The organism is Haloarcula amylovorans (assembly GCF_004681185.1).
Lineage (GTDB): Archaea > Halobacteriota > Halobacteria > Halobacteriales > Haloarculaceae > Haloarcula > Haloarcula amylovorans.
In genome coordinates this window covers 508,125-528,167 of sequence record NZ_SRIF01000001.1, presented here as the reverse complement: position 1 = coordinate 528,167, position 20,043 = coordinate 508,125, and the positions used below count along the sequence as shown (strand labels likewise).

At 64.6% G+C, this 20,043-nt stretch carries 20 protein-coding genes and 1 pseudogene; 10 read left to right on the top strand and 11 right to left on the bottom strand.

Annotation, left to right across the window (positions count from 1 at the left end):
* Positions 1-72: 72 nt before the first annotated feature.
* Positions 73-1,262 (top strand): annotated as a pseudogene (locus E4S61_RS02660) (MFS transporter).
* 6 nt (positions 1,263-1,268) lie between these two features.
* On the opposite strand, the gene E4S61_RS02655 reads toward E4S61_RS02660, so the two are convergent.
* Both E4S61_RS02655 and E4S61_RS02650 read right to left on the bottom strand, forming a co-directional pair.
* Positions 1,269-3,344, bottom strand: a complete 2,076-nt coding sequence (locus tag E4S61_RS02655; RefSeq protein ID WP_135302353.1) for an AMP-binding protein — start codon at positions 3,342-3,344, stop codon at positions 1,269-1,271.
* A gap of 52 nt (positions 3,345-3,396) precedes the next feature.
* The gene (locus E4S61_RS02650) at positions 3,397-4,176 is read right to left on the bottom strand and encodes a dienelactone hydrolase family protein (protein WP_135302352.1); all 780 of its coding nucleotides are present in this window, start codon (positions 4,174-4,176) and stop codon (positions 3,397-3,399) included.
* A gap of 125 nt (positions 4,177-4,301) precedes the next feature.
* On the opposite strand from E4S61_RS02650, the gene E4S61_RS02645 reads away from it, so the two are divergent.
* Positions 4,302-4,889 (top strand): GNAT family N-acetyltransferase, encoded by a 588-nt coding sequence (locus E4S61_RS02645; RefSeq protein ID WP_135302351.1) that lies wholly within the window; start codon positions 4,302-4,304, stop codon positions 4,887-4,889.
* Here the strand turns inward: E4S61_RS02645 and E4S61_RS02640 are convergent.
* The gene (locus E4S61_RS02640) at positions 4,886-5,365 is read right to left on the bottom strand and encodes an FKBP-type peptidyl-prolyl cis-trans isomerase (protein WP_135302350.1); all 480 of its coding nucleotides are present in this window, start codon (positions 5,363-5,365) and stop codon (positions 4,886-4,888) included. The two genes, E4S61_RS02645 and E4S61_RS02640, sit on opposite strands and share 4 nt — an antisense overlap.
* A 193-nt stretch (positions 5,366-5,558) precedes the next feature.
* On the opposite strand from E4S61_RS02640, the gene E4S61_RS02635 reads away from it, so the two are divergent.
* Both E4S61_RS02635 and E4S61_RS25175 read left to right on the top strand, forming a co-directional pair.
* The gene (locus tag E4S61_RS02635; RefSeq protein ID WP_135303264.1) at positions 5,559-6,716 is read left to right on the top strand and encodes a glutathione-independent formaldehyde dehydrogenase; all 1,158 of its coding nucleotides are present in this window, start codon (positions 5,559-5,561) and stop codon (positions 6,714-6,716) included.
* A gap of 60 nt (positions 6,717-6,776) precedes the next feature.
* On the top strand, positions 6,777-6,938 hold the full coding sequence (locus E4S61_RS25175; RefSeq protein ID WP_167768391.1) for a hypothetical protein: 162 nt from the start codon (positions 6,777-6,779) through the stop codon (positions 6,936-6,938).
* 1 nt (position 6,939) lies between these two features.
* Here E4S61_RS25175 and E4S61_RS02630 read toward each other — a convergent pair whose 3' ends face one another.
* Positions 6,940-8,100 carry a CobW family GTP-binding protein gene (locus tag E4S61_RS02630; protein WP_135302349.1) on the bottom strand — a complete coding sequence of 387 codons (1,161 nt, stop codon included), beginning with the start codon at positions 8,098-8,100 and terminating at the stop codon, positions 6,940-6,942.
* A 114-nt stretch (positions 8,101-8,214) separates the two neighbouring features.
* Between E4S61_RS02630 and E4S61_RS02625 the strand changes: the two genes are divergently transcribed.
* On the top strand, positions 8,215-9,897 hold the full coding sequence (locus E4S61_RS02625) for an acyl-CoA mutase large subunit family protein (protein ID WP_135302348.1): 1,683 nt from the start codon (positions 8,215-8,217) through the stop codon (positions 9,895-9,897).
* 119 nt (positions 9,898-10,016) lie between these two features.
* Complete coding sequence (locus tag E4S61_RS02620; RefSeq protein ID WP_245180549.1) at positions 10,017-10,409, top strand: SHOCT domain-containing protein; 393 nt, start codon at positions 10,017-10,019, stop codon at positions 10,407-10,409.
* Here the strand turns inward: E4S61_RS02620 and E4S61_RS02615 are convergent, their stop codons facing one another.
* The 3 genes from E4S61_RS02615 to E4S61_RS02605 form a co-directional block, all read right to left on the bottom strand.
* Positions 10,410-11,195, bottom strand: a complete 786-nt coding sequence (locus E4S61_RS02615) for a sulfite exporter TauE/SafE family protein (RefSeq protein WP_135302347.1) — start codon at positions 11,193-11,195, stop codon at positions 10,410-10,412.
* Between the two features lie 111 nt (positions 11,196-11,306).
* Positions 11,307-12,548 (bottom strand): NRAMP family divalent metal transporter, encoded by a 1,242-nt coding sequence (locus tag E4S61_RS02610; protein WP_135302346.1) that lies wholly within the window; start codon positions 12,546-12,548, stop codon positions 11,307-11,309.
* A 172-nt stretch (positions 12,549-12,720) separates the two neighbouring features.
* Positions 12,721-13,125, bottom strand: coding sequence for a universal stress protein (locus E4S61_RS02605; RefSeq protein WP_167768390.1), 405 nt, complete (start codon positions 13,123-13,125; stop codon positions 12,721-12,723).
* A 112-nt stretch (positions 13,126-13,237) separates the two neighbouring features.
* Between E4S61_RS02605 and E4S61_RS02600 the strand changes: the two genes are divergently transcribed.
* Complete coding sequence (locus E4S61_RS02600) at positions 13,238-14,545, top strand: hypothetical protein (protein ID WP_135302344.1); 1,308 nt, start codon at positions 13,238-13,240, stop codon at positions 14,543-14,545.
* Between the two features lie 59 nt (positions 14,546-14,604).
* Positions 14,605-14,994: a methylmalonyl-CoA epimerase gene (mce, locus tag E4S61_RS02595; protein WP_135302343.1), complete on the top strand. Its 390-nt coding sequence runs from the start codon at positions 14,605-14,607 to the stop codon at positions 14,992-14,994.
* 25 nt (positions 14,995-15,019) lie between these two features.
* Here the strand turns inward: mce and E4S61_RS02590 are convergent, their stop codons facing one another.
* Positions 15,020-16,282 (bottom strand): sulfite oxidase, encoded by a 1,263-nt coding sequence (locus E4S61_RS02590; RefSeq protein ID WP_135302342.1) that lies wholly within the window; start codon positions 16,280-16,282, stop codon positions 15,020-15,022.
* Between the two features lie 99 nt (positions 16,283-16,381).
* The gene (locus E4S61_RS02585) at positions 16,382-17,179 is read right to left on the bottom strand and encodes an NUDIX domain-containing protein (RefSeq protein ID WP_167768389.1); all 798 of its coding nucleotides are present in this window, start codon (positions 17,177-17,179) and stop codon (positions 16,382-16,384) included.
* Positions 17,180-17,265: 86 nt separating this feature from the next.
* Here E4S61_RS02585 and E4S61_RS02580 point away from each other — a divergent pair, with 86 nt between their 5' ends.
* Entirely contained in the window at positions 17,266-18,234 is a 969-nt protein-coding gene (locus E4S61_RS02580; RefSeq protein ID WP_135302341.1) for a sugar phosphate nucleotidyltransferase, read from the top strand.
* Positions 18,235-18,267: 33 nt separating this feature from the next.
* Here the strand turns inward: E4S61_RS02580 and merB are convergent, their stop codons facing one another.
* A complete protein-coding gene (merB, locus tag E4S61_RS02575) occupies positions 18,268-18,882 on the bottom strand; it encodes an organomercurial lyase (RefSeq protein WP_135302340.1) in 615 nt (204 codons plus the stop codon).
* Between the two features lie 77 nt (positions 18,883-18,959).
* On the opposite strand from merB, the gene E4S61_RS02570 reads away from it, so the two are divergent.
* The gene (locus E4S61_RS02570; protein WP_135302339.1) at positions 18,960-19,304 is read left to right on the top strand and encodes a winged helix-turn-helix transcriptional regulator; all 345 of its coding nucleotides are present in this window, start codon (positions 18,960-18,962) and stop codon (positions 19,302-19,304) included.
* A gap of 4 nt (positions 19,305-19,308) precedes the next feature.
* On the opposite strand, the gene E4S61_RS02565 is transcribed toward E4S61_RS02570, so the two are convergent.
* Entirely contained in the window at positions 19,309-20,031 is a 723-nt protein-coding gene (locus E4S61_RS02565) for a diphthine--ammonia ligase (protein ID WP_135302338.1), read from the bottom strand.
* Positions 20,032-20,043 lie beyond the last annotated feature (12 nt).

Below are 20,043 nucleotides of genomic sequence, written 5' to 3'. Positions count from 1 at the left end.
TCAGTCCCGACCGGCAAGTGAGTACAACCACAGTCCGACACGTATTTTCGCTCGCTGGCCGAACGTTCGAACGTGAGTGTCCGGAGAGAACGAGCTATCCTCGCAGCCGTCGTCTTCGCCGTGCTGTTGGCACAGGTGCTCCTCTATCCGGGCGTCGATACGCTCGTTCGGGCGCTGGGCGCAGAGACCGAACTCGACGCGAGCATGTGGTTCCTCGCCGCGGAGTTCGCTGCGTTCGTCGTCTTCGCCGGCATCTGGGGCGCGGTGAGCGACGCGGTCGGACGCCGGGTTCCGTTCATCGTCGGCGGGGCAGTCGTCGGCGCGGTGTTCTACGCCGCGTTGGCGTGGCTCCCGACGGTCACGAAAATTTCCTTCGAGGAAATCCTCGTCCTCAGAGCGTTGCAGGGCGGCGCGACCATCGCAGCATTCTCGCTGTCGATGACGATGCTGATGGACTTAGCGGGCGGCCACGGGAAGAACATGGGCGCGGCGGGCATCGCCATCGGGCTGGGGACGGCGACCGGCGCGCCGCTCGGTGGACAGCTGTACGGCGTCTCGCCGACGCTCCCGCTATATCTCGCCAGCGGCGTCTTGCTCGCGGTGGCGGTGCTGGCCGTGCTGGTGACCGACCGCGCTCCGACCGACGACGAGGGGCGACTGAGCGCCGCGGTAACGAAACTCCGCGAGACGCCCGCGCTGGGGATTCCGTACGCCTTCGGCTTCATCGACCGCCTGACCGCCGGCTTCTTCGCGCTCGTCGGCACGTTGTACTTCCTGAAGCGTTCGAGTTGACCCCCGGCGAGACGGGCATCATGCTCGCGCTTTTTTTCGCGCCGTTCGCCCTGCTCCAGTACCCCTTCGGCGTCCTCTCCGATAGCGTCGGTCGAACCATCCCCATCGTCGCCGGGTCATTGCTGTACGGCCTTGCGGTCATCGGCGTCGGCCTCGCCCCGACAGTCGTCCTCGCGGGGCTGGGCATGGTGCTGGTCGGCGTCATCGGTGCGCTGATGTCGCCGGCGACGATGGCGCTCGTCACCGACCTCGCGGGCGAGAGCGGGCGCGGGACGGCGATGGCCGGGTTCAACGCCTTCGGCAGCGTGGGCTTTCTCGCGGGCATCCTCGTCGGCGGAACGGTCGCCAGCGAAGTCGGCTACTTCGCGGCGTTCGTCGTCGCCGGCGGCGCGGAACTGGCGCTCGCCCTAGTGACGCTCCCGCGACTGCTCGAACTGGACCTGCCCGTAGAGGAGCAACCGACGGACTGAGACAGATTACCTCGGGTCGCCGATGGCGTCGAGCGCCTCGGGGTTCTCGATGCTGGACATGTCTCCCAGGTCCTCGCCACGGTAGACCGAGCCGATGGCTCTGCGGAGAATCTTCCCGCTCTGGGTCTTCGGGAAGGCGTCGACGAACAGCACCTCGCGGGGGCGGAACGGCTTGCCGAGTTCCTCACCGACCGTCGCTCCGATTGCCTCGCGGAGCGAGTCGGTCGGTTCGTGGCCGGGTTCGAGGACGGCGTACAGGACGACGGCTGTTCCCGTGGTCTCGTCGGGGACGCCGACGGCAGCGGCCTGATTGACCGCGGGGTGGTCCATCGCCGCGCCCTCGACTTCTGCCGGGCCGACCTTTCGCCCCGCGACGTTGAGCGCGTCGTCGGCCCGGCCGTGGAGGAACCAGAGGCCGTCCTCGTCTTTCTGTGCCCAATCGCCGTGGTCCCAGAGGTCGGGCCAGGTCGACCAGTACTCTTCGAGGTAGCGCTCGTCGCCGCTCCACAGCGACTTCGTCATCGACGGACAGGAGTCCCGCGCGACGAGGAAGCCGCGTTCGTGCGTGTCGACGATGGACTCGCCGTTTTCGTCCACGATGTCGATATCCATCCCTAAACCCGGTCCGCCGAGCGTGCAGGGCTTCAGCGACTGGATGGGCATCGGCATGAGAAAGCAGCCCATTATCTCGGTGCCGCCGGAGATGTTGATGATGGGGCACTCACCGTTGCCCACGTTCTCGTAGAACCACTGCCAGCTTTCGGGGTCCCACGGTTCGCCCGTCGACCCGAGCAGGCGAAGCGAGGAGAGGTCGTGTCCCTCCAGCCACTGCTCGCCCTTCTTTCGGAGCGCGCGGATAGCCGTCGGTGAGACGCCGAAGACGCTCAGGTCGTGGCGGTCTATCATCTCCCAGAAGCGGTCGGGCTCGGGGTGGTCCGGCGCGCCCTCGTACATGAAGACGGTTCCGCCGAAGGTGTGGTTGCCCAGCAGCGTCCACGGCCCCATCATCCACCCGATGTCGCTGACCCAGAAGAATCGGTCGCCGGGCTTGTGGTCGAAGCCGAAGTAGACTTCCTTGGCGGCCTGAATCAGCGCGCCGGCGTGCGTGGAGACGATCCCCTTCGGTTCGCCGGTGGTCCCCGAGGAGTACAGCAGCATCGACTCTTGGTCGCTGGGGAGCGATTTGGTGTCGTAGCTGTCGGACTGCTCCTCGATGGCCTCAGTCCACCAGTCGTCGCGGCGCGTCCACGTCAGTTTCTCGATAGGGTCCTCGGCGGTGCCGATGCGGTCGTAGACCACGGTGTGTTCGACGGGGGAATCGCCGCTCTCGGTCAGGTCTTCCGCCGCCTCGATGGCGTCGTCGGCGCTATCCTTGAGGTGGACCTTCGACCCGCGTCGGTAGAAGCCGTCGGCGGTGAACAGCACCGAGCACTCGGCGTCCGCGAGGCGTGTCGCCGTCGCGTCGACGCCGAACCCGGAGAAGATGGGCACCGCGACGGCACCGACCTTCAGGCAGCCATAGAGGATGCTCGCCACCTCGGGGACCATCGGCATGTAGAGCCCGACGGTGTCGCCCGTCTCAACGCCGACCGATTCGAGATAGTTGGCGACCCGGTTGCTCTGCTGGTGGAGGTCGTAGAAGGTGAGTTGCCGCACGTCGCCGGGTTCGCCCTCCCAGATGAGCGCGAGGTGGTTGCGAGCGCCGTTGTCGCGGGCGGCGTGGCGGTCGACAGCGTTGTGCGCCGCGTTGAGTTCGCCGCCGGGATACCAATCGGTGAACTGTGGTCCGTCGTAAGTCTCGGTTTCACCGTTCCCGACCGAGACGCTGCGTGTCTCGCTGTCCCGTACGTCGTCGTACTCCTCGAAGAACTCGATGCCGAGATAGTCGACGAGTTCGTCCCAGAACCAGTCGACGCCGGAGTCCGGTTCGTCTGGCAATTCGGTCGTCGTTCGCTGGATGAGTTCCTCGTAGTCGTCGATGTCGTAGGTCTGCATGAACTGCCAGACGTTGGTCGATTCCACGAACTCCCGTGACGGTTCGTGGACGACCTGATCCAACTCTTCGAGTGATTCCGGGGCCATGACGTGTGGTTCGATGACAGTCCACTAAGTAGTTGCGCGGTTTCGCACCCCTTCACTCCCCGCAGGCGTCGGCGATGAACCGTCGCATCCGACGTCGGAGGTCGTCGCCGTGTGCCGAGTCGAGGATTGCCTGCCCGTGGGCGGAGCCGTCGTACTCGACCAGTTCCGCGGGGTCCGGGGCCTCCTCGTGCAGTCGTCTCGCGGTGCGAACGAACCGGTCGTCGTCACCCGTGCTCACGACGAATAGCGTCCGGCCCTGCAGGTCCGCGGCGCGGTCGGTCCCGCCGGCCGCGGAGAGCGTTACCGTGCCATCGACGGCGAACTCCGTCGTCGCGTTCGCCCTGAGGACGGCCTCGCCGCCGGAACTCGCGCCGACGAGGACGAGCGTCGAGACGCCCGCCTGCTCGCGGAGGTAGCGAACCGCACCGCGAACCGACGCCGCTCGGTTCTCCGGGTCCTCGTCGACGGCGAGCGCTAGCCGTCCCCTCTCGGCGATGCGCTCCGCCAGGGGGCGCCAGCTCTCGCGGTCCAAGTTTATCTGCGGGACCAACGCGACGCCGCAGTCGCCGCTCCCGTAGGCCGTCGCCTCGACTGTCGCGCCGTGCGGGGCCTCGAACAAGACGTCTCGTGGCTCCGTCGGAGTCGATTCGGCCGTCTCCGCCGGAGTTTGCGTCGGCTCCGCTGTCGACGTGTCCGCCGCGGTCTCGGTTCCGATAGCCGTCCCGTCGCTCTCGCTCGTTTCGTCGCCCAGACACCCTGCGAGCCCGATAGCGCCGAGGACCGCGACTGTCCCGCCCAGAAACGCCCGCCGACCGGTTTCTCCGTCGCGCATGAATCGTTCGCCGCTTCGGTTGCCAGTCTGATAAGCCGCGCAGTTACCTCGGGGAAACCGGGTTCGTTCGAGGGTAGATTCCGAGTGCGCAAACCCTTTTGACCGGGGACGGCCAACGGATAGGTATGTACGTGCGGGACGCGAAAAACCGCGAGGAGGTCTGGCTACTGGACCACATCGAAGAGATGGGGCTGGACGACACAGCCTTCCGCTCCCGTGATTACGTGCTCGCTATCGACGAGCACACCCACGAGAAGGCCGGGTTCGGCCGCATCCGCATCCACAAACCCGACGACGCCGACCCCATCTGTGAGCTGACGAGTATCGGCGTTCTCCCGGAGTGGCGCGACCAGGGCGTCGGTGCCCACGTCATCGAGCGGCTGGTCGAGTACGCCGCCGACGAAGGCTTCGACGTGGTGTACTCCCTGACTAGTGCCGACGACTATCTCGCGCAGTTCGGTTTCGAGCGCATCGAATCCGAGCAGTTGCCCGAGCGCTTACAGGAGCGCCTCGAAACGAAGCGGGAGAACGTCCAACCTGACGCCGTGCCGCTTCGCCTCCAGCGCGACCGGTTCCGGATGCCCGACCGCTTCCGCGAACGATTCAAGAACGCCTCGGTCCACGAAGCGGACACCAGCGAACCCGAGGACTCGCCGGAGGACTTCGGTATCGACCCCGACGAGGCGACCTACAAGTACGATACCGGCAGCTAATCGTCTCTGACTTCGAGGACCTCGACGTCGAAGACCAGAGTCCGACCGGCGAGTTCGTGGTTGAAGTCCACCTCCACGGCGTCGTCTCGTACCGCGGTCACGTCGCCGTGAAGCCCGTTTTCAGCCTCGACGTGGATGCCGACCTCGGGAGATTTCCCGACCATCGCCTCGAACGTCTCGGGATCGTACTCCCGAACTTTCGTCTCGTTGGTCTCGCCGTAGGCCTTCTCCGGGGGGACCGTGACGGTCGCTTCCTCGCCTGCTTCCATCCCGACGAGCGCCTCGTCCAGCCCTTCGATGATGTCGCCCGCACCGACGGTGAACGCGAGCGGCGCGTAGTCGTCGGGGTCGGTTCCCTGTGCCGCTAACAGTCCCTCGTCGCGGGCCACGTCTGCACGTGACGTATCGAAGACGGCCCCGTCTTCGAACCGACCGACGTACTCGATGGAAACCCCATCACCGGTTTCGATTGCCATAGCGGAAGATGGTGCCAGCAGGGGAATAAACCTCAGCCTCCGAGTGCGCCGATACTGTCGGCCGTCTCCCGTCGGACGTGCTACCCTCGCCGCTTCGACCGCACCGCCTGCGAACTACGTGCCATATTATAACTTACAATGATTATATATACCGTCCGTCCAATTGACAGGACGGGAGTGCTAACAAATGTCAATGGATGCAGTAGTGTATAAAGGCGAACACGAAGTGGCTGTCGAAGAAGTAGACGAACCAGAGATCGAGCACCCGAACGATGTCATCATCGACATTACGACGACATGTATCTGTGGGTCGGACCTCCACATGTACGAGGGACGGACGGCCGCGGAGCCGGGCATCGTCTTCGGGCACGAGAACATGGGAATCGTCACGGAAGTCGGGGACGCCGTCTCGGACCTGGAGGAAGGCGACCGCGTCGTCGCGCCGTTCAACGTCGCCTGCGGGTTCTGCGAGAACTGCGAGGACGGCTACACCGGGTTCTGTACGAACGTCAATCCGGGCTTTGCCGGCGGTGCGTACGGCTACGTCGCGATGGGGCCCTATAAAGGCGGACAGGCGGAGCAACTCCGCATTCCCTACGCCGACTTCAACGCGCTGAAACTGCCCGAGGGCGACGAACACGAGGATTCCTTCGCCCTGCTCGCGGACATCTTCCCGACGGGCTGGCACGGCACCGAACTCGCCAACCTCGAACCGGGCGACTCGGTCGCTATCTACGGGGCCGGGCCGGTCGGGCTGATGGCGGCCTACAGCGCCAAGGTAAAGGGCGCGGCCGAGATCTACTCGGTCGACCGCGTACCCAGTCGTCTCGAACTCGCGGAGGAACACTGCGACGCGACGACCATCAACTTCGAAGAGGGAGACCCGGTCGAGCAGATCATGGACGAACACGGGGGCGAGGTCGACAAGGGCGTCGACGCCGTCGGCTATCAGGCCATCGACCCCGAGAAGGAGGCCGACGACGCCTACGACCCGGCCCGCGAGAACCCGGCCGTCGTCCTCAATAACCTCATCAGAACGGTGAAGCCGACGGGCGAACTAGGCATCCCCGGCCTGTACGTCCCCGAAGACCCCGGTGCGCCCGACGAGATGGCCGCGCAGGGCCGCCTCGGCATCGACTTCGGCCTGCTCTTCGAGAAGGGTCAGAAGCTCGGCACCGGCCAGTGTAACGTCAAGTCCTACAACCGTGAACTTCGGGACCTCATCATCGAGGGCCGCGCGGACCCCAGTTGGGTCGTCTCGCACCGCGTCGGCCTCGAAGAGGCTCCGGAGATGTACGAGGCGTTCGACGACCGCGAAGAGGGCGTGACGAAAGTCCTGCTGGAGCCCTAATCGACCACCGAACTCATTTTTGCCGGTAGCTATACGACCGACGAGCGACAATGCAGCGGTATGTGTCAGTACTGCAGTTACCAGTTCCACGACGGCTGGACCCAGTTGCTGGCGTACGACGACGTCTATCAGACCGCCGTCGGCGGCGACGGGTCCGACTCGACGTACGGTTTTCACGAGTCGTGGGACGAACTCCGCGAGGACGTCGGCTACGGAGTCTGAGTCAACCCTCGCGTGGGAACGGGTCGTCCGCTGCCGCCCCTCCTCCCTCCGTCCCCGCCGCCCGCTCCGCATCACTCGCCAGACACTCGTCGAGTCCCGAGACGATCGCGTCTTCGTCCATCTCGCGGCCGATGAAGACGAGTCGAGTCGCTGGGTCGTCCTCGCCCCACTCGCCGATAGGGCCCGCCTGCACTGACGGCCCCGCCTGACTCACGCCCAGCACCGTCTCCGGTCTGCTCGCCACCCACGCGAACCCCTTCGCCCGGACGACGGAGCCGTCCCAGTCGTCCAGCCACGCGTCGAACCGCTCGGAGTGAAACGGTCGCTCACGGCGGTAGACGAACGACTCGACGCCGTGGGCCGCCGCGGCCGACCGGTCGCCGTGGTCGTGACCGTGGCCGTGGCTCTCCTCCCCCTGCCCGTCGCGGTCCGCCGCGTGTCCGTCCTCGGTGAGCGCCCGCTTCCAACCCTGTTCGCGTCGCGCGGCCTCGAAGTCGAACAGGCCGGTTCCCAGCACCGCGCTCGGGTCGACCTCGCTGTAGGTCGTCCGATACAGCGTCGCTCGCGGCTGGAGTTCGCGTATCGCCGCCTCGACCGCGTCGAGGTCGTCGTCGGGCACCATATCGCACTTGTTCAACAGGAGAACGTCACAGAACTCGATCTGGTCGACCAGCACCTCGGTCAGGGGTCGCTCGGGGTCCGGCGCGGCGTCGGGCAACGACTCCTCGGCGTCGAACGCCTTCCAGAACCCGTAGGCGTCGACAACCGAGACGGTCGTATCGAGGCGGAACGTCTCGGGGAGGCTCGCGTCGTCCGTCCCGACGCTCAACGTCCGCGCGATGGGGAGCGGTTCGCTGATGCCGGAGGCTTCGACGACGAGGTAGTCGAACGAGCGTTCCTCGGCCAGTCGCGTGACCTCGGTCACGAGGTCGTCCTGTAAGCGACAGCAGATACAGCCGTTCGAGAGGTCGACGATGCCCTCTTCGGTCTCCTCGGCCAGCAGTTCCGCGTCCACGTTGACCTCGCCCATGTCATTGACGACGACGGCGATGCGCCTGTCACCGGGGTTCGAGAGGAGTCGGTTGACGAGCGTCGTCTTACCGGCTCCGAGCGGCCCGCTGACGACCGTAATCGGCACCGAATCCGCTGGGTCGGTTGTCATGATGTTTGGTAACACGAATTGCGGCGGCATGAACCCTCGGCCGAATCCACCAAACCATGAACAATCAGGAAGGATTCGAGAACGCTTAAGCCGTCGCCGGTCCACGTCTCGTGCATGTTCGACCCCGACGAGCTGGCCGAGATCCGCGAGGCGAAAGCCGAGTGGGAAGACGAAGCGGTCCAGCCGACCGTCGACCGATTCGGCGAACGCAAAGAGACGTTCACGACGGACACAGCGGGGCACGAGGTAGACCGGCTGTACACGCCCGCCGACGTGGCCGATCTCGACTACGAGGCGGACCTGGGCTTTCCGGGAGAGGACCCCTACACCCGCGGTGTCTATCCGACCGGGTATCGGGGCCGCCTGTGGACGATGCGTCAGTACGCCGGGATGGGCACCGCCGCCGAGACCAACGAGCGCTATCACTACCTGCTGGACCAGGGCCAGACCGGGCTCTCGATGGCGTTCGACCTGCCGACGCAGATGGGCTACGACTCCGACGCGGCGATGGCCGCGGGCGAGGTCGGCAAGACCGGCGTCGCCATCGACTCGCTCGACGACATGGAGACGGTCTTCGAAGGGATTCCCCTGGACGAAGTCTCGACCTCGATGACCATCAACGCGCCCGCGAGCGTCCTGCTGGCGATGTACATCGCCGTCGGCGACCGGCAGGGCGTCGACCGCGAGGAACTGCGCGGGACCATCCAGAACGACGTGCTCAAGGAGTACATCGCTCGCAACACGTTCATCTACCCACCGGAGCCGTCGATGCGGCTCATCACCGACATCTTCGAGTTTTGTGCGGCGGAGGTGCCGAACTTCAACACCATCTCCATCTCGGGCTATCACATCCGGGAAGCCGGCTCGACCGCCGCACAGGAGATTGCCTTCACGCTCGGCGACGGTATCGAGTACGTCGAGGCGGCCATCGATGCGGGGCTGGACGTAGACGAGTTCGCCCCACAGCTATCGTTCTTCTTCGCCTCGTACAACAACATCCTAGAAGAGGTGGCGAAGTTCCGCGCCGCCCGCCGCCTCTGGGCGAAGATCATGGAGGAGCGCTTCGACGCCGAGAACCCCAAATCCAAGCAACTGAAGTTCCACACCCAGACGGCCGGGTCGACGCTGACCGCCCAGCAGATAGAGAACAACGTCGTCCGCGTCGCCTATCAGGCGCTCGCGGCAGTGCTGGGCGGCACGCAGAGTCTCCACACCAACGGGAAAGACGAGGCCATCGGCCTACCGACGGAGGAGTCCGTTCGGACGGCGCTACGGACCCAGCAGATTCTGGCCCACGAGTCGGGCGCGGCCGACACCATCGACCCGCTGGCCGGGAGTTACTACGTCGAGTCGCTGACAGACGAACTCGAAGCGGACGCCCGCGAACTCATTGAAGAGGTGGACGAGCGCGGCGGGATGCGACAGGCCATCGAGAACCAGTGGGTCCAACGCCAGATTCAGGACGTGGCCTTCGAACGTCAGCAAGAACAGGAAGCCGGTGAGCGAATCATCGTCGGCGTCAACGAGTTCGAGGTCGAGGAGGAGGGCGAACAGGACATCGAAGAGGTGGACGAGGCCCTCGAAGCGACGCAACAGGACAACGTCGCCGCCGTCCGTGACGACCGGGACGAGGAAGCCGTCGAAGATGCACTCGACACGCTTCGGACGGCCGCCGAGAGCGAGGAGAACCTGATGCCCTACATCATCGACGCGGTGAAGACCTACGCGACGACCGGCGAAATCTGTGACGTGCTCCGGGACGTGTTCGGGGAGTATCAGCCCGGGTCGTCGCTCTAGGCTTTCGAATCTGAAATTTACTCGGCCAGTGTCTTCGGCTTTCCAACAGGAACGGCATTGAACGAGGAGCGCGTACGTTCACGTATGCCACGGAACTGCCACACCAGCGGTGACCGACCGTGACCGCAACGCAACGCGACAGCCGACTCGTCGCATTGGTTCTCCTCGCCCTCGGCGTGCTCGTCGTCCTCCCGGCGCTCTTGATGGGATTCGGAATGCTCGGCGGCGGCATGATGTGGGGGAGCGGGATGGGCGGCGGTAGCGGCATGTGGGGCGGCGGAATGTGGGGCGGTAGCGGAACCGCGCCCGGCTGGATATGGCTCGTCGGCCTCCTCGCACAACTGCTGTTTCTCGCGGCGATCGTCGGTGCTGGCTATCTCCTCTACCGCGCGCTCGTCGGCGGGGAAGAGCGCGACCCGGCGCTCTCCGAACTCCGGCAGGCGTACGCCCGCGGCGACCTCAGCGACGAGGAGTACGAGCGGCGACGTGAGCGGTTGCGCGAGGAGGAGTAGTCACAGCGCGAGATACGGACCGACGAGCAACAACACACCACCGAGTGCGACCTTCAGGCGGTTCGGGTCGACGAGGTGGGCGACTCGCCAGCCGACGAGGACGCCGGCCACCAGGGGGAGACCGACGACGCCCGCCAGCGCGAGCGAGACGGTCCCCTGCGCGAGGTAGCCCAGCGAGGCGAACGCCGCGATGAAGATCGACTGGACCTGCGCGACGGCGATGGCGTACAGCATCGGCACGCCGACGAGGACGAGCGCGGGGACGGCCAGAACCGGGCCGCCGACGCCGAGCAGGCCGCTGAACCCGCCGAGGACGAATCCCAGCGCGCCGAGTGAGAGTTTGCCCGACGTGGTCGTCTGGTCGAACGTCGCCAGCGGCATGAAGCCGCGCCGCTCGCGGTAGAGGATGATACCGCCGACGCTACTCGCCAGCCCGCCCAGCAGCAGTCCAAACATCCCTCGGGAGACGAACGCGTTCAGCCCGGCCCCCGCGAGCGCGCCAGCGACGCTGCTGACGCTTAAGACGATGGTCAACGTCCGCGTCTCGCCGGTCGTGAGCTCGCCCGAGCGCACGTACGCGGCGGTGGCGACCAGCCCCGTCGCCACGAACGTCGCCTGCGCGGTGCCCGCGATGGTACCCGGCGACAGCGGCGTGAGCGCGTACAGCGCGATGGTCAGAAAGATACCGCCGGGACCGATGGTAGTGATGCCGACACCGGCGAAGAAGGCAATACCGACTAGAAGTACGGCGACCGCCGGCCCGACGGGCAGGGCGAAATCAAGCACGGCGGAATTCGGACACTTCTCTACATAAAACCACGGGACGAAAAATCAGCGCTGTGAACTGGAACTCGTCACCGAAAACGAAGCGAAAGCGGCCGAACCGCGACTTCGACCTCAGAGCCAGCCGACGATCTGGTTGTAGAGGCCCTCCGCCGTCATCGCCGCGAGGATGAACATCAGGCCGACGATGACAGCGAACCCGACGCGCATCCACAGCGGATGGTCGAAGAACTTCCGGTTGGCCATGTAGAGCGCGAGCGCCGTGATGGGGAGACCGATGAGTCCGTTGACCGCGGGCATCGTAATCCCCAGCTCCACCGGCGTAATCGCGGTGTATTCGAGCAGGAGGATGGCGAAGGCGACGGATATCACGACCAGCCCCTCGACGGTTCGTCGGAACCACTTGTCACCGAACTCAGTGTCTTCGCCCCACGCCTGCGGAACCATGAATCCGGAACCGAACAGCGTTCCCGTCGCCGAAGAGAACGACGCGAGGAACACTGCGGTAACGAACACCGGTAGCGTCCACGAGCCGATGGCTGAGGTTAGCGGCTTTGCGGGACTGATGAGCGTCGGCGTGTGAGGGTCGAGCGTCATCGCGGAGACGGCAATAACAGACATGCTTAGCAGGACGACGAACGCGACGCCGACGAAGTTGTCGCGTCGGTAGTAGGACATATCCGTCCAGCCTTTCTCGGGCCCCATCGAAGACTGGATGAAGAAGTTCGGGTAGTACACCGTCGTCCCGAACAGCCCCACGACCGTCGCCAGATAGCCGAGGTCGGTCGTGAGCATGGGAATGAACCCGGAAGTGACCTCGCCGATAGGGAGGTCGAGTCCCAGCATCAGGACAATATAGATGGTGAACACCGTCAGGATGAGGACGGCGATAGCCGCTTCGACGCGTTCGTAGAGACGCATCTCCACGAGTGTGATGCCGACCCCCGCAGTCAGGATGATGCCGAGATAGACGTTGTCGAGCGGCGTCAACCACGCGAGGGCTGCACCACCGACGGCGAAGTTCGAAATAGCCCAAAAGTGCATTATGAACGCGATACCGACCGACAGTACCTTCCCGCCGGCCGTCCCGATCGTATCGCTGATATACTCCATCAGGGGTTCGTCTATCGTGGCAAGTCGCCCCGACATCTCTCGCATGCCGAGGTCGACCAAGAGCGCCAGCGGCATCGTCCACAGGAGCGTGAAACCGAACTGCGCGCCCGTGTTCGAAAGGATGTACACCGACCCCGCACCGAAGACGTTCGCTGAAAACAGTAGTCCGAGCCCGTACGCCTGGATAAATTCTCGTGGCCCCTCCAGCGGGAGCCACGAACTCACTTCGTACTGTGAACTCATCTATTCAACCTCCGTTCGCGTAGGGTCTCCTGGATCATCTAACGCTATCTTCACTATTGGTGATGTATGCGGAAGGGGAGTCTGCTTGCATTGTCAGAGAGCGCGTCAATCTAGTCTCTGTTGCATCCGCTCTCGAAGAACGCGATGTCAGCAGTATGACTCTCTACGCAGGCTACGAGACGACGCGAACGGGTACTTCCGCGTTCGCCGCCACTGCCTCGGAGACGCTGCCGAACAGCAGTCGTGAGAAGGTCGAGCGGTCGTCCGTTCCGACCACGATTGCGTCGACATCGTGCTCGTCAGCGTACTCGACGATTCGCGAGGCCGGAACGCCGGGTTCGACGACGGACTCGACACGCTCTGACGTCACGCTCGCATCCGGTTTGGCTGACGAAGTGTCCGTCTTGCCGACGTCCGTATCGAGCGGGGCGTCCGAACGAGCGATCCCCTCCGCAGAGACCGGTTCGACCACTCTGAGTAGCGTCACCGTCGCCTCGGGATACAGTTCTAGCGCACGCTCGACGCCCCGGTTCGCGCAAGTCGATCCGTCGAAGGGAACGAGGATACGGTCGGCCATATGTGATACGATATGGCACAGCAGGGTAACTTTGTAGCTTGCAAGTCGAACCGGCTGTGGCATTTGAAGGGAACAACCCTTTTCCGCACGCTCGGCTAGCACGTATATCACGATGGCACGGCGTTCACGAATCGCTGCGCTCGCACTGTTACTTCCGCTGCTCGCTCTCATAGCGGTCGTCGTCGAAGTCGTCTCATATCTCTCGCTGAAACGCTACGGCGAAGGGATCGACGGGATGCCGACGGTCGCGTGGGAGGAGTTCCCGGAGATAGACCGCGAACTGCTCGGGAAGTTCAGTAGCTTCGACTCCGAGTTGGGCTGGTGCCCACAAGCCGGCGTCCAGAAACAGAAGGACACCGGCGACCACCTCCCTGGCGAGGAAGTCGAACACGTCGTCACGTACTCGATGGACGAGTACGGCAGTCGCACCTGTGTCAACGACCGCGACCCCGACAACGACCCCACCATCTCGACGTACGGCGACTCCTATTGCTTCTGTCGGGAGGTGGACGACGACGAGACGTTCCAGAACTACCTCGCTCGCCGCCTCGATACTCACGTCGCCAACTACGGGGCTGGTAACTACGGCCTCGACCAGGCGCTGCTCCGTCTGAAGCGCCAGTACGACGAGGACCCGACCGACTATGTGGTGATGACGGTCACGGCCTCCTCCATCGGGCGCATCCTGAGCGTCTGGAAGCACTATCAGGAGTTCGGCAACGTCCTCGCGGTGAAACCGCGCTACGAACTCGACGACGACGGCGAACTCGAACTCGTCGAGAGCCCCATCGACGAGAAAGAAGACTTACTCGACATCGAGTCTCACGCGTCGTTCCTCCGCGAACACGACTACCACTACGAACACTGGTTCAAGCCGCACACCCCGTCGTTCCCTTACTCGGAGGACTTCCTCGGCGAACCGGAGAACGTGCGGTACGCCATCTACGCGACGCTGCAGCAACTCGAACGCCGGTACGAACGGTCGATTCCCGGCGTCGATACTGCGGAACGGCTCCGAGATACCGAGGTCCGAATGGAACAGCCGCGAGCGGCGTACCACGACCGCCTGTTCGACGAGCACGACGAACTCTTCCGGGCGCTCGTCGGCGAGTTCGTTTCCTTCGCCGAGGAGAAGGAGTTCACGCCCGTGTTCGCGATGGTCCAGCAGCACCGATACACGCAGTACGAACAGGAACACGGCGCGGTCTACGGAGACTTGCTTGACCGACTCGACGAGGAGTTCGACGCGCTCCAGACCATCGACGTGGCACAACACCTCAGCACGGACGACACCGAGTCGCTGTACGTCCAGCGCGGCGAGGGTGGCCACTACAGCCCCGAGACGAACGAGCGAATCGCCGAGTTGCTGGACGAGAAGCTGTTCGGGACCGAGCAGGAGTCGCCACAGCCCGCGGACTGAGTCGCCTTCGCAGCTCACCTGCTCTGAAAGCTAAGTAGGTCGCCGTCGAACCGCCGCTCATGCAGTTCGACCACGCCGGCGTCGCCACCGACGACGCCGACGCGCTCGCGGCGCTCTACGAAACCGCCTTCGACGCACCGATCGCTCACGAGGAGACGTTCGACGGGCTCCGCGTGACGTTTCTCGATCTCGGCAACGGCTACTTCGAGTTGCTGGAACCGCTCCCCGACGCCGAGGGGGCGATTCCGCGCTATCTCGAAAACGAGGGGGCGGGCCTCCACCACGTCGCCCTCGAAACCGACGACATCGAAGCGGCGCTCGCTGCCGCCCGAGACGCGGGCGTCGAACTGATAGACGAGACGCCCCGCGCCGGCGCGTGGGGCCACGAGGTCGCGTTCTGTCATCCCAAATCCACTGGCGGCGTGTTACTGGAGTTCGTCGAGCACTGAATCGCTTCGTGCGCCTCGTCTGCGCTCACTCGATTACCGGTTCCTCCGAGTCGGTGACGGTCACCGCCACGCCGTTCGGTCGGTAGGCGTTCGCGGCGTAGCCGCCCTCGTTCCACGGGAACTCGTCGTGGTCGAGCGCGTCGGGCCACGATTCCGGACCGGAGATGGTGGCCGGCTGGCGGCGGCCCCGGTCGTCACTCGCGCGCGAGAGCAGTTCGTGGGTTCCCGGCTCGGCCGCCCACTCGTAGCGGAACAGTCGCCACGCGCCGGCGTAGTCGGGCCCGAACAGTTCCGCGTCGTGCCAGCTTTCGCCGCCGTCGGTGGATACCTCGACGCCCTCGACCGAATCGTCGCCTGCCCACGCGACGCCGCGCACTTCGACGGTTCCGTCTGACCGCGGCGTGACCGTCGACTCACCGTCGGGCGTTCCGATGACCGACATCACGGTCGTATCGAACGTGTAGGGATGGTTGACGTCGCCTTCGAGTTGCGCCCACGTATCGACTGTCTCGACCGTCTCGTTCACGTCGGGTTCGACGCCCTCTGGATGGATGCGGTACGCCCCCTGTTGCCAGAACGAGTGCTCGCCCGGCCGGTCGAGCGACCCCTCGGTCACCATCGAGTCCATGACGCGCAACTCCTCGACCCATTTGACGTTGTTGACGCCGTACCACCCGGGAACGATGAGACGCACCGGGAAGCCGTGTTCTCGCGGGAGCGGCTGGCCGTTCATCTGGTAGGCGAGGATACAGTCGTCGAGGGCCTTCGAGAGCGGAATCGAGCGCGCGAAGACGTCCTCGTCGTCGGAGGGGTCGCCGCCGATGGCGGTGAGCCATTTGTCGTCAGCCGACGAGATTCCGTGTTCGCGGAGCACCGAGCTGACTGGCGTCCCCGTCCAGAACGCGGTAGCCGCGGCCTCGAAACCCCACTGGACGCTCCCCGTCTCGGGACGATGTTGTCCCCGACCGTTGCCGGCACACTCCATCGTGTGTGCGACCGCTACCGTCGGGAACTCGTCTCTGATTGTCCCTATCGAGAGCGTTCCCTCGGCGTCGCCAGCCAACGAGACGGTCCACGTGTCTTCGTCGGCACCGGGAATGTCGTTCCGGTGGCAGACGAAATGTTCCTCGATCGGCGTTAGCCAGTTCGCGAACGTCTCCCGACTGGCCGCACCGACGACGGTGTACTTATCGGCGTCGTCACGCGTCTCTCTCACGCCGTCGCCCTTCGCGTCCAGAATCGCTGTGATCTCCTCGTGCCGACTCGCTCGCGGGTTCTCTGTGGCCATAGCTATCAGTTAGCATGGCCGGCAGATAATTATTCGGCTAGCGACTCCTCTCGCGATGCTCGGATGAGTCGAGAGAAACGAATCTGCGAGCCAGCGACGTCAGGCTGTTTCCTCGTCGGTCCGTTCGGCCTCGTCGGGTAGCTCCTCGGAGCGGTCGCGCTCGTCCAAGAAGCGTTCCCAGAGCTGTCTCGCCCCCTCGGTCATCCGCTCGGGCGGTTCGGCGAACCACGCCGCGCCGATCAGCTCCGACTCGTCGACCTCGATAGCGCCGCTCGCGTACGTCGCTCGGAAGTAGACGTCGAGTGTGTGGACCGACCCCTGTGCGTCCGTCTCGGGGTAGTACTTGCGGTGGAACACCTCTTCGACGCTGTCGATGGTACAGCGGATGTTCGTCTGTTCGTTCGCACGTCGGAGCGTGGTTCCCTGCATCGACTCGTACTGCACCTTCTCGCCGCCGCCGGGCAGCGCCCACACGTCGGCCCCGCGACCCAGGACCATCAGCACGCGGTCTCGCGTGTCGCCGCCGGCGTGTGCCGGGATGTTCTCGCTCAACTCGGGCAGGTCCTCGCCGTCGCGGACGATGAAAACGACACTGTTGCCGTCGTAGCCGGTGTTGTTCGTCGCGGTGAACACCTCGGTGTAGTCGGCCGGCGACAGTTCGAACGTCTCCTCGGTCACCGGCAACTCGCCGTACATCGCGCGGAGGTCGCCGAGCTTCCGCTCGACGTTGATCTCGTTCATCTTATCGAGGACGTTCTCCTCGGCCTCCGCGGTCGAGTCGGCTGCGTCGGGGGCTTCAATTTCCTCCTCGTCGACCGCGTCTACTTCAAGCTCGTCCCCTGTCGCGTCTGCCGATTCGTCGCCACCCTCGTCGTTCGCACTGTCATCCCCAGTCATACGAGAGTGGTTCCCGCGGACACCGATAAATGACGCGATGCCGAGAGATGAAAAGGAACTTGACTGTCCGAGGAGTCGGTGCCGGTATGAAAGCGATCGTCCTCGCAGGCGGGTACGCAACTCGACTTTGGCCCGTGACGAAACAGCGGCCCAAGATGCTCCTCCCCATCGGCGATTCGACGGTCATCGACCGTATCCTCCAAGATCTGGAGACCGACGACCGCATCACCGATATCTTCGTCAGTACGAACGAGCGGTTCGCCGAGGACTTCCGCGACCACCTCTCGGCGAGTTCCTACGACAAGGTCGACCTGACCATCGAGGAGACGACCGAAGAGGACGAGAAGTTCGGCGTCGTCGGTGCGCTCGCCCAACTGGTCGACCGCGAGGGACTCGGCGACGAGGACCTGCTGGTCGTCGCCGGTGACAACCTCATCAGTTTCGACATCGCCGACTTCCTCGATCAGTTCGAGTCCCACGACGACCCGACGCTCGCGGCCTACGACGTCGGCTCGCTGGAGAAGGCGAAGTCCTACGGCCTCATCGAGACCGACGGCGACGAGGTCGTCGACTTTCAGGAAAAACCCGCCAACCCCAAGAGTACGCTCGTCTCCATCGCCTGCTACGCGTTCCCGGCCGAATCTATCCGGTTCGACGAGTACCTCTCGGGCGGCAACAACCCCGACGAGCCGGGCTGGTTCATCCAGTGGCTGGTCGAGAACGGGCCGGTCCGCTCCTTTACCTTCGACGAGGCGTGGTACGACATCGGCACCCCCGAGAGCTACCTCGAAGCCGTCGCCTGGGAACTCGAAGGCGAGACCCTCGTCGCCGAGGACGCAGATGTCGAGAACACGACGCTCGGCGAGAACGTCCACATCCTCTCGGGCGCAGAAGTCGTCAACTCCAGCCTCGACAACACCGTCGTCTTCCCCAACGCGACCATCATCGACGCCGACATCCGCAACTCTATTATCGATAAGGACACCCATATCGAGAGTCTGGACCTCGCCGGCGCGCTCATCGGTGCGCACACGCAGTTGACCAACGGTAACTGAAAGCGGCGACTGCACCGCCGACTCGACGATTTCTCACTCCGCTGACTCGAACAGCGTCGCCGCGAGTTCACGCCCGATAGCGATGCCCGTTGCGGCCGGGACGCTCGTCGTCGCCGCGTCGATTTCGGTGGCCCACGTTTCGTATTCGGCTTCGTCTTCGAAGACGTGGACGTAGCCACACACCTGCCGATAGATGCGTTCGAGCGTCGGGTCGCCGTCGCCGTCGAGGTGTTCGGAGACACCGAGCGAGACGACGGCATCGGGATGCGAGCAGTCGATTCCTGCCTCGTCGATCCGTATCTCGACTATCGCGTCCCGCTCTGGCGTCCTCGACCGAACGGTCCCTGCGTCCCCAGTGAGAAACGGAACCATCAGCGGGTCCAGTACGCAGACGTACTCTTGCCTGTGTTCCCGCCCGACGAATGCGTGCAGACCGTCCTCAGTCGTACAGAGGTCCTCGACGGTCGGTTCGCGGCCCACGGTCTCTCGCCGTGCGGCTCGCATCTGTCTGACCCATTCTTCGCCCGTCCGCGGCGGGTCCGTCCCGTAGAGCCGTCCGAGTCCCGCCGCGACGTCCGGCGGCAGGTCGAACGTTTCGAGGTCTAGCTCCGGTCCGAGTCCGTTCCAATCGATGGTATCGTCTGCCATTCCGACTGTACTTTGCTATCCGAAGTTATTATACTGTCAAGTCCGAAGTATCGGAGTAAGTCCACGGAGACGAAGCTATGGAAGGATTCGACTGTTCGGCCGATGACCCCCGGTGTTACTGCCTGCTCTCGGACGTGCTGGACCTGCTCGGTCGCAAGTACGTGATGGACATCGTCTGTATCGTGGCCGTCCACGGGACGGTCCGCTTCGGGACGGTGGAAGACCACCTCCCCGACGCGAGTACGTCTACGCTCTCCACGCGACTCGACGACCTCGAAGCCGCCGGCCTTCTCACGCGCGAGCAGTACGACGAGATTCCACCCCGCGTCGAGTACGAACTGACCGACGACGGAGAAGAGCTGGCAGAACGGCTGGAACCCGTCTTGGAGTGGGCGCAGAACCGCGACACAGTGCCGACGTAACTCGTTACTCAGCCAGCCACGCGTCCGTAACCTGAAGCGTCCCGCGAGAGCCGTCCCATTCCGTCTCGTACTCCAGCTCGATTCGCTGGTCCATGTGCGGGCCGTCGGTCACCAGCGTCTCGAACTCCCCGCCTTCGCCGAGGATGTGGACGCCGTACTCCTCGTGGAGGGCTTCGAGTTCGTCGAGCGCGTCGGCGTCGAGGCGGCGGCCCAGCCACGACTCGTCGAGCCCGTAGGCGGCGACGCGGATGATACGAATCTCGAAGCCAGCGTCGAGCATCGCGTCGGCGAGGTCACGGGGGTTCTCCTGCCAGAGCGGGGCGAACACGTTCGCTTCGAGGCGTTCGGCCATCGCCTCGATGCGCGTAGTCTGGTACTCGCTCTCGACGGCTCCGGCGGTGACGCCGCCGACGCCGTCGGGTAGTTCCGCGTCGAGTTCGCGCAGGGCGGCCTCCAGTGGTTCGAGTTCCTCGTCGCCCTGCCGTCCGGAGTCGATGGCGTCCGCCGCTTCGAAGTCGTCGGGTTCGACTTCGAGCAGCGGGATGCCGATGCTCTCGGCGGCCAGCGATGCCAGCCGGGTGGCCGGGACGTGATACATGTACGAATCGCCCTCCGGGTGGACCGTCACCAGTCGCTCGACGGCGTACCCGCGTTCGAGCGCGCGGTAGAGCGCCCACGAAGAGTCCTTGCCGCCGGAGAACAGCGACACCCACGCGCCGTCTGTCATGTCCGGGGGTTG

Excerpts from the sequence above, each read along its gene's own strand:
- mce (WP_135302343.1), top strand. The coding sequence starts at position 14,605 with ATGCAGTTCGACCACGCCGGCGTCGCCACCGACGACGCCGACGCGCTC.
- E4S61_RS02605 (WP_167768390.1), bottom strand. The coding sequence starts at position 13,125 with ATGGCCGACCGTATCCTCGTTCCCTTCGACGGATCGACTTGCGCGAAC.
- E4S61_RS25175 (WP_167768391.1), top strand. The coding sequence starts at position 6,777 with ATGTGTCAGTACTGCAGTTACCAGTTCCACGACGGCTGGACCCAGTTG.
- merB (WP_135302340.1), bottom strand. The coding sequence starts at position 18,882 with ATGGCAGACGATACCATCGATTGGAACGGACTCGGACCGGAGCTAGAC.
- E4S61_RS02625 (WP_135302348.1), top strand. The coding sequence starts at position 8,215 with ATGTTCGACCCCGACGAGCTGGCCGAGATCCGCGAGGCGAAAGCCGAG.
- E4S61_RS02600 (WP_135302344.1), top strand. The coding sequence starts at position 13,238 with ATGGCACGGCGTTCACGAATCGCTGCGCTCGCACTGTTACTTCCGCTG.
- E4S61_RS02580 (WP_135302341.1), top strand. The coding sequence starts at position 17,266 with ATGAAAGCGATCGTCCTCGCAGGCGGGTACGCAACTCGACTTTGGCCC.
- E4S61_RS02655 (WP_135302353.1), bottom strand. The coding sequence starts at position 3,344 with ATGGCCCCGGAATCACTCGAAGAGTTGGATCAGGTCGTCCACGAACCG.
- E4S61_RS02585 (WP_167768389.1), bottom strand. The coding sequence starts at position 17,179 with ATGACTGGGGATGACAGTGCGAACGACGAGGGTGGCGACGAATCGGCA.
- E4S61_RS02635 (WP_135303264.1), top strand. The coding sequence starts at position 5,559 with ATGGATGCAGTAGTGTATAAAGGCGAACACGAAGTGGCTGTCGAAGAA.
- E4S61_RS02590 (WP_135302342.1), bottom strand. The coding sequence starts at position 16,282 with ATGGCCACAGAGAACCCGCGAGCGAGTCGGCACGAGGAGATCACAGCG.
- E4S61_RS02640 (WP_135302350.1), bottom strand. The coding sequence starts at position 5,365 with ATGGCAATCGAAACCGGTGATGGGGTTTCCATCGAGTACGTCGGTCGG.
- E4S61_RS02645 (WP_135302351.1), top strand. The coding sequence starts at position 4,302 with ATGTACGTGCGGGACGCGAAAAACCGCGAGGAGGTCTGGCTACTGGAC.
- E4S61_RS02570 (WP_135302339.1), top strand. The coding sequence starts at position 18,960 with ATGGAAGGATTCGACTGTTCGGCCGATGACCCCCGGTGTTACTGCCTG.
- E4S61_RS02650 (WP_135302352.1), bottom strand. The coding sequence starts at position 4,176 with ATGCGCGACGGAGAAACCGGTCGGCGGGCGTTTCTGGGCGGGACAGTC.
- E4S61_RS02610 (WP_135302346.1), bottom strand. The coding sequence starts at position 12,548 with ATGAGTTCACAGTACGAAGTGAGTTCGTGGCTCCCGCTGGAGGGGCCA.
- E4S61_RS02630 (WP_135302349.1), bottom strand. The coding sequence starts at position 8,100 with ATGACAACCGACCCAGCGGATTCGGTGCCGATTACGGTCGTCAGCGGG.
- E4S61_RS02565 (WP_135302338.1), bottom strand. The coding sequence starts at position 20,031 with ATGACAGACGGCGCGTGGGTGTCGCTGTTCTCCGGCGGCAAGGACTCT.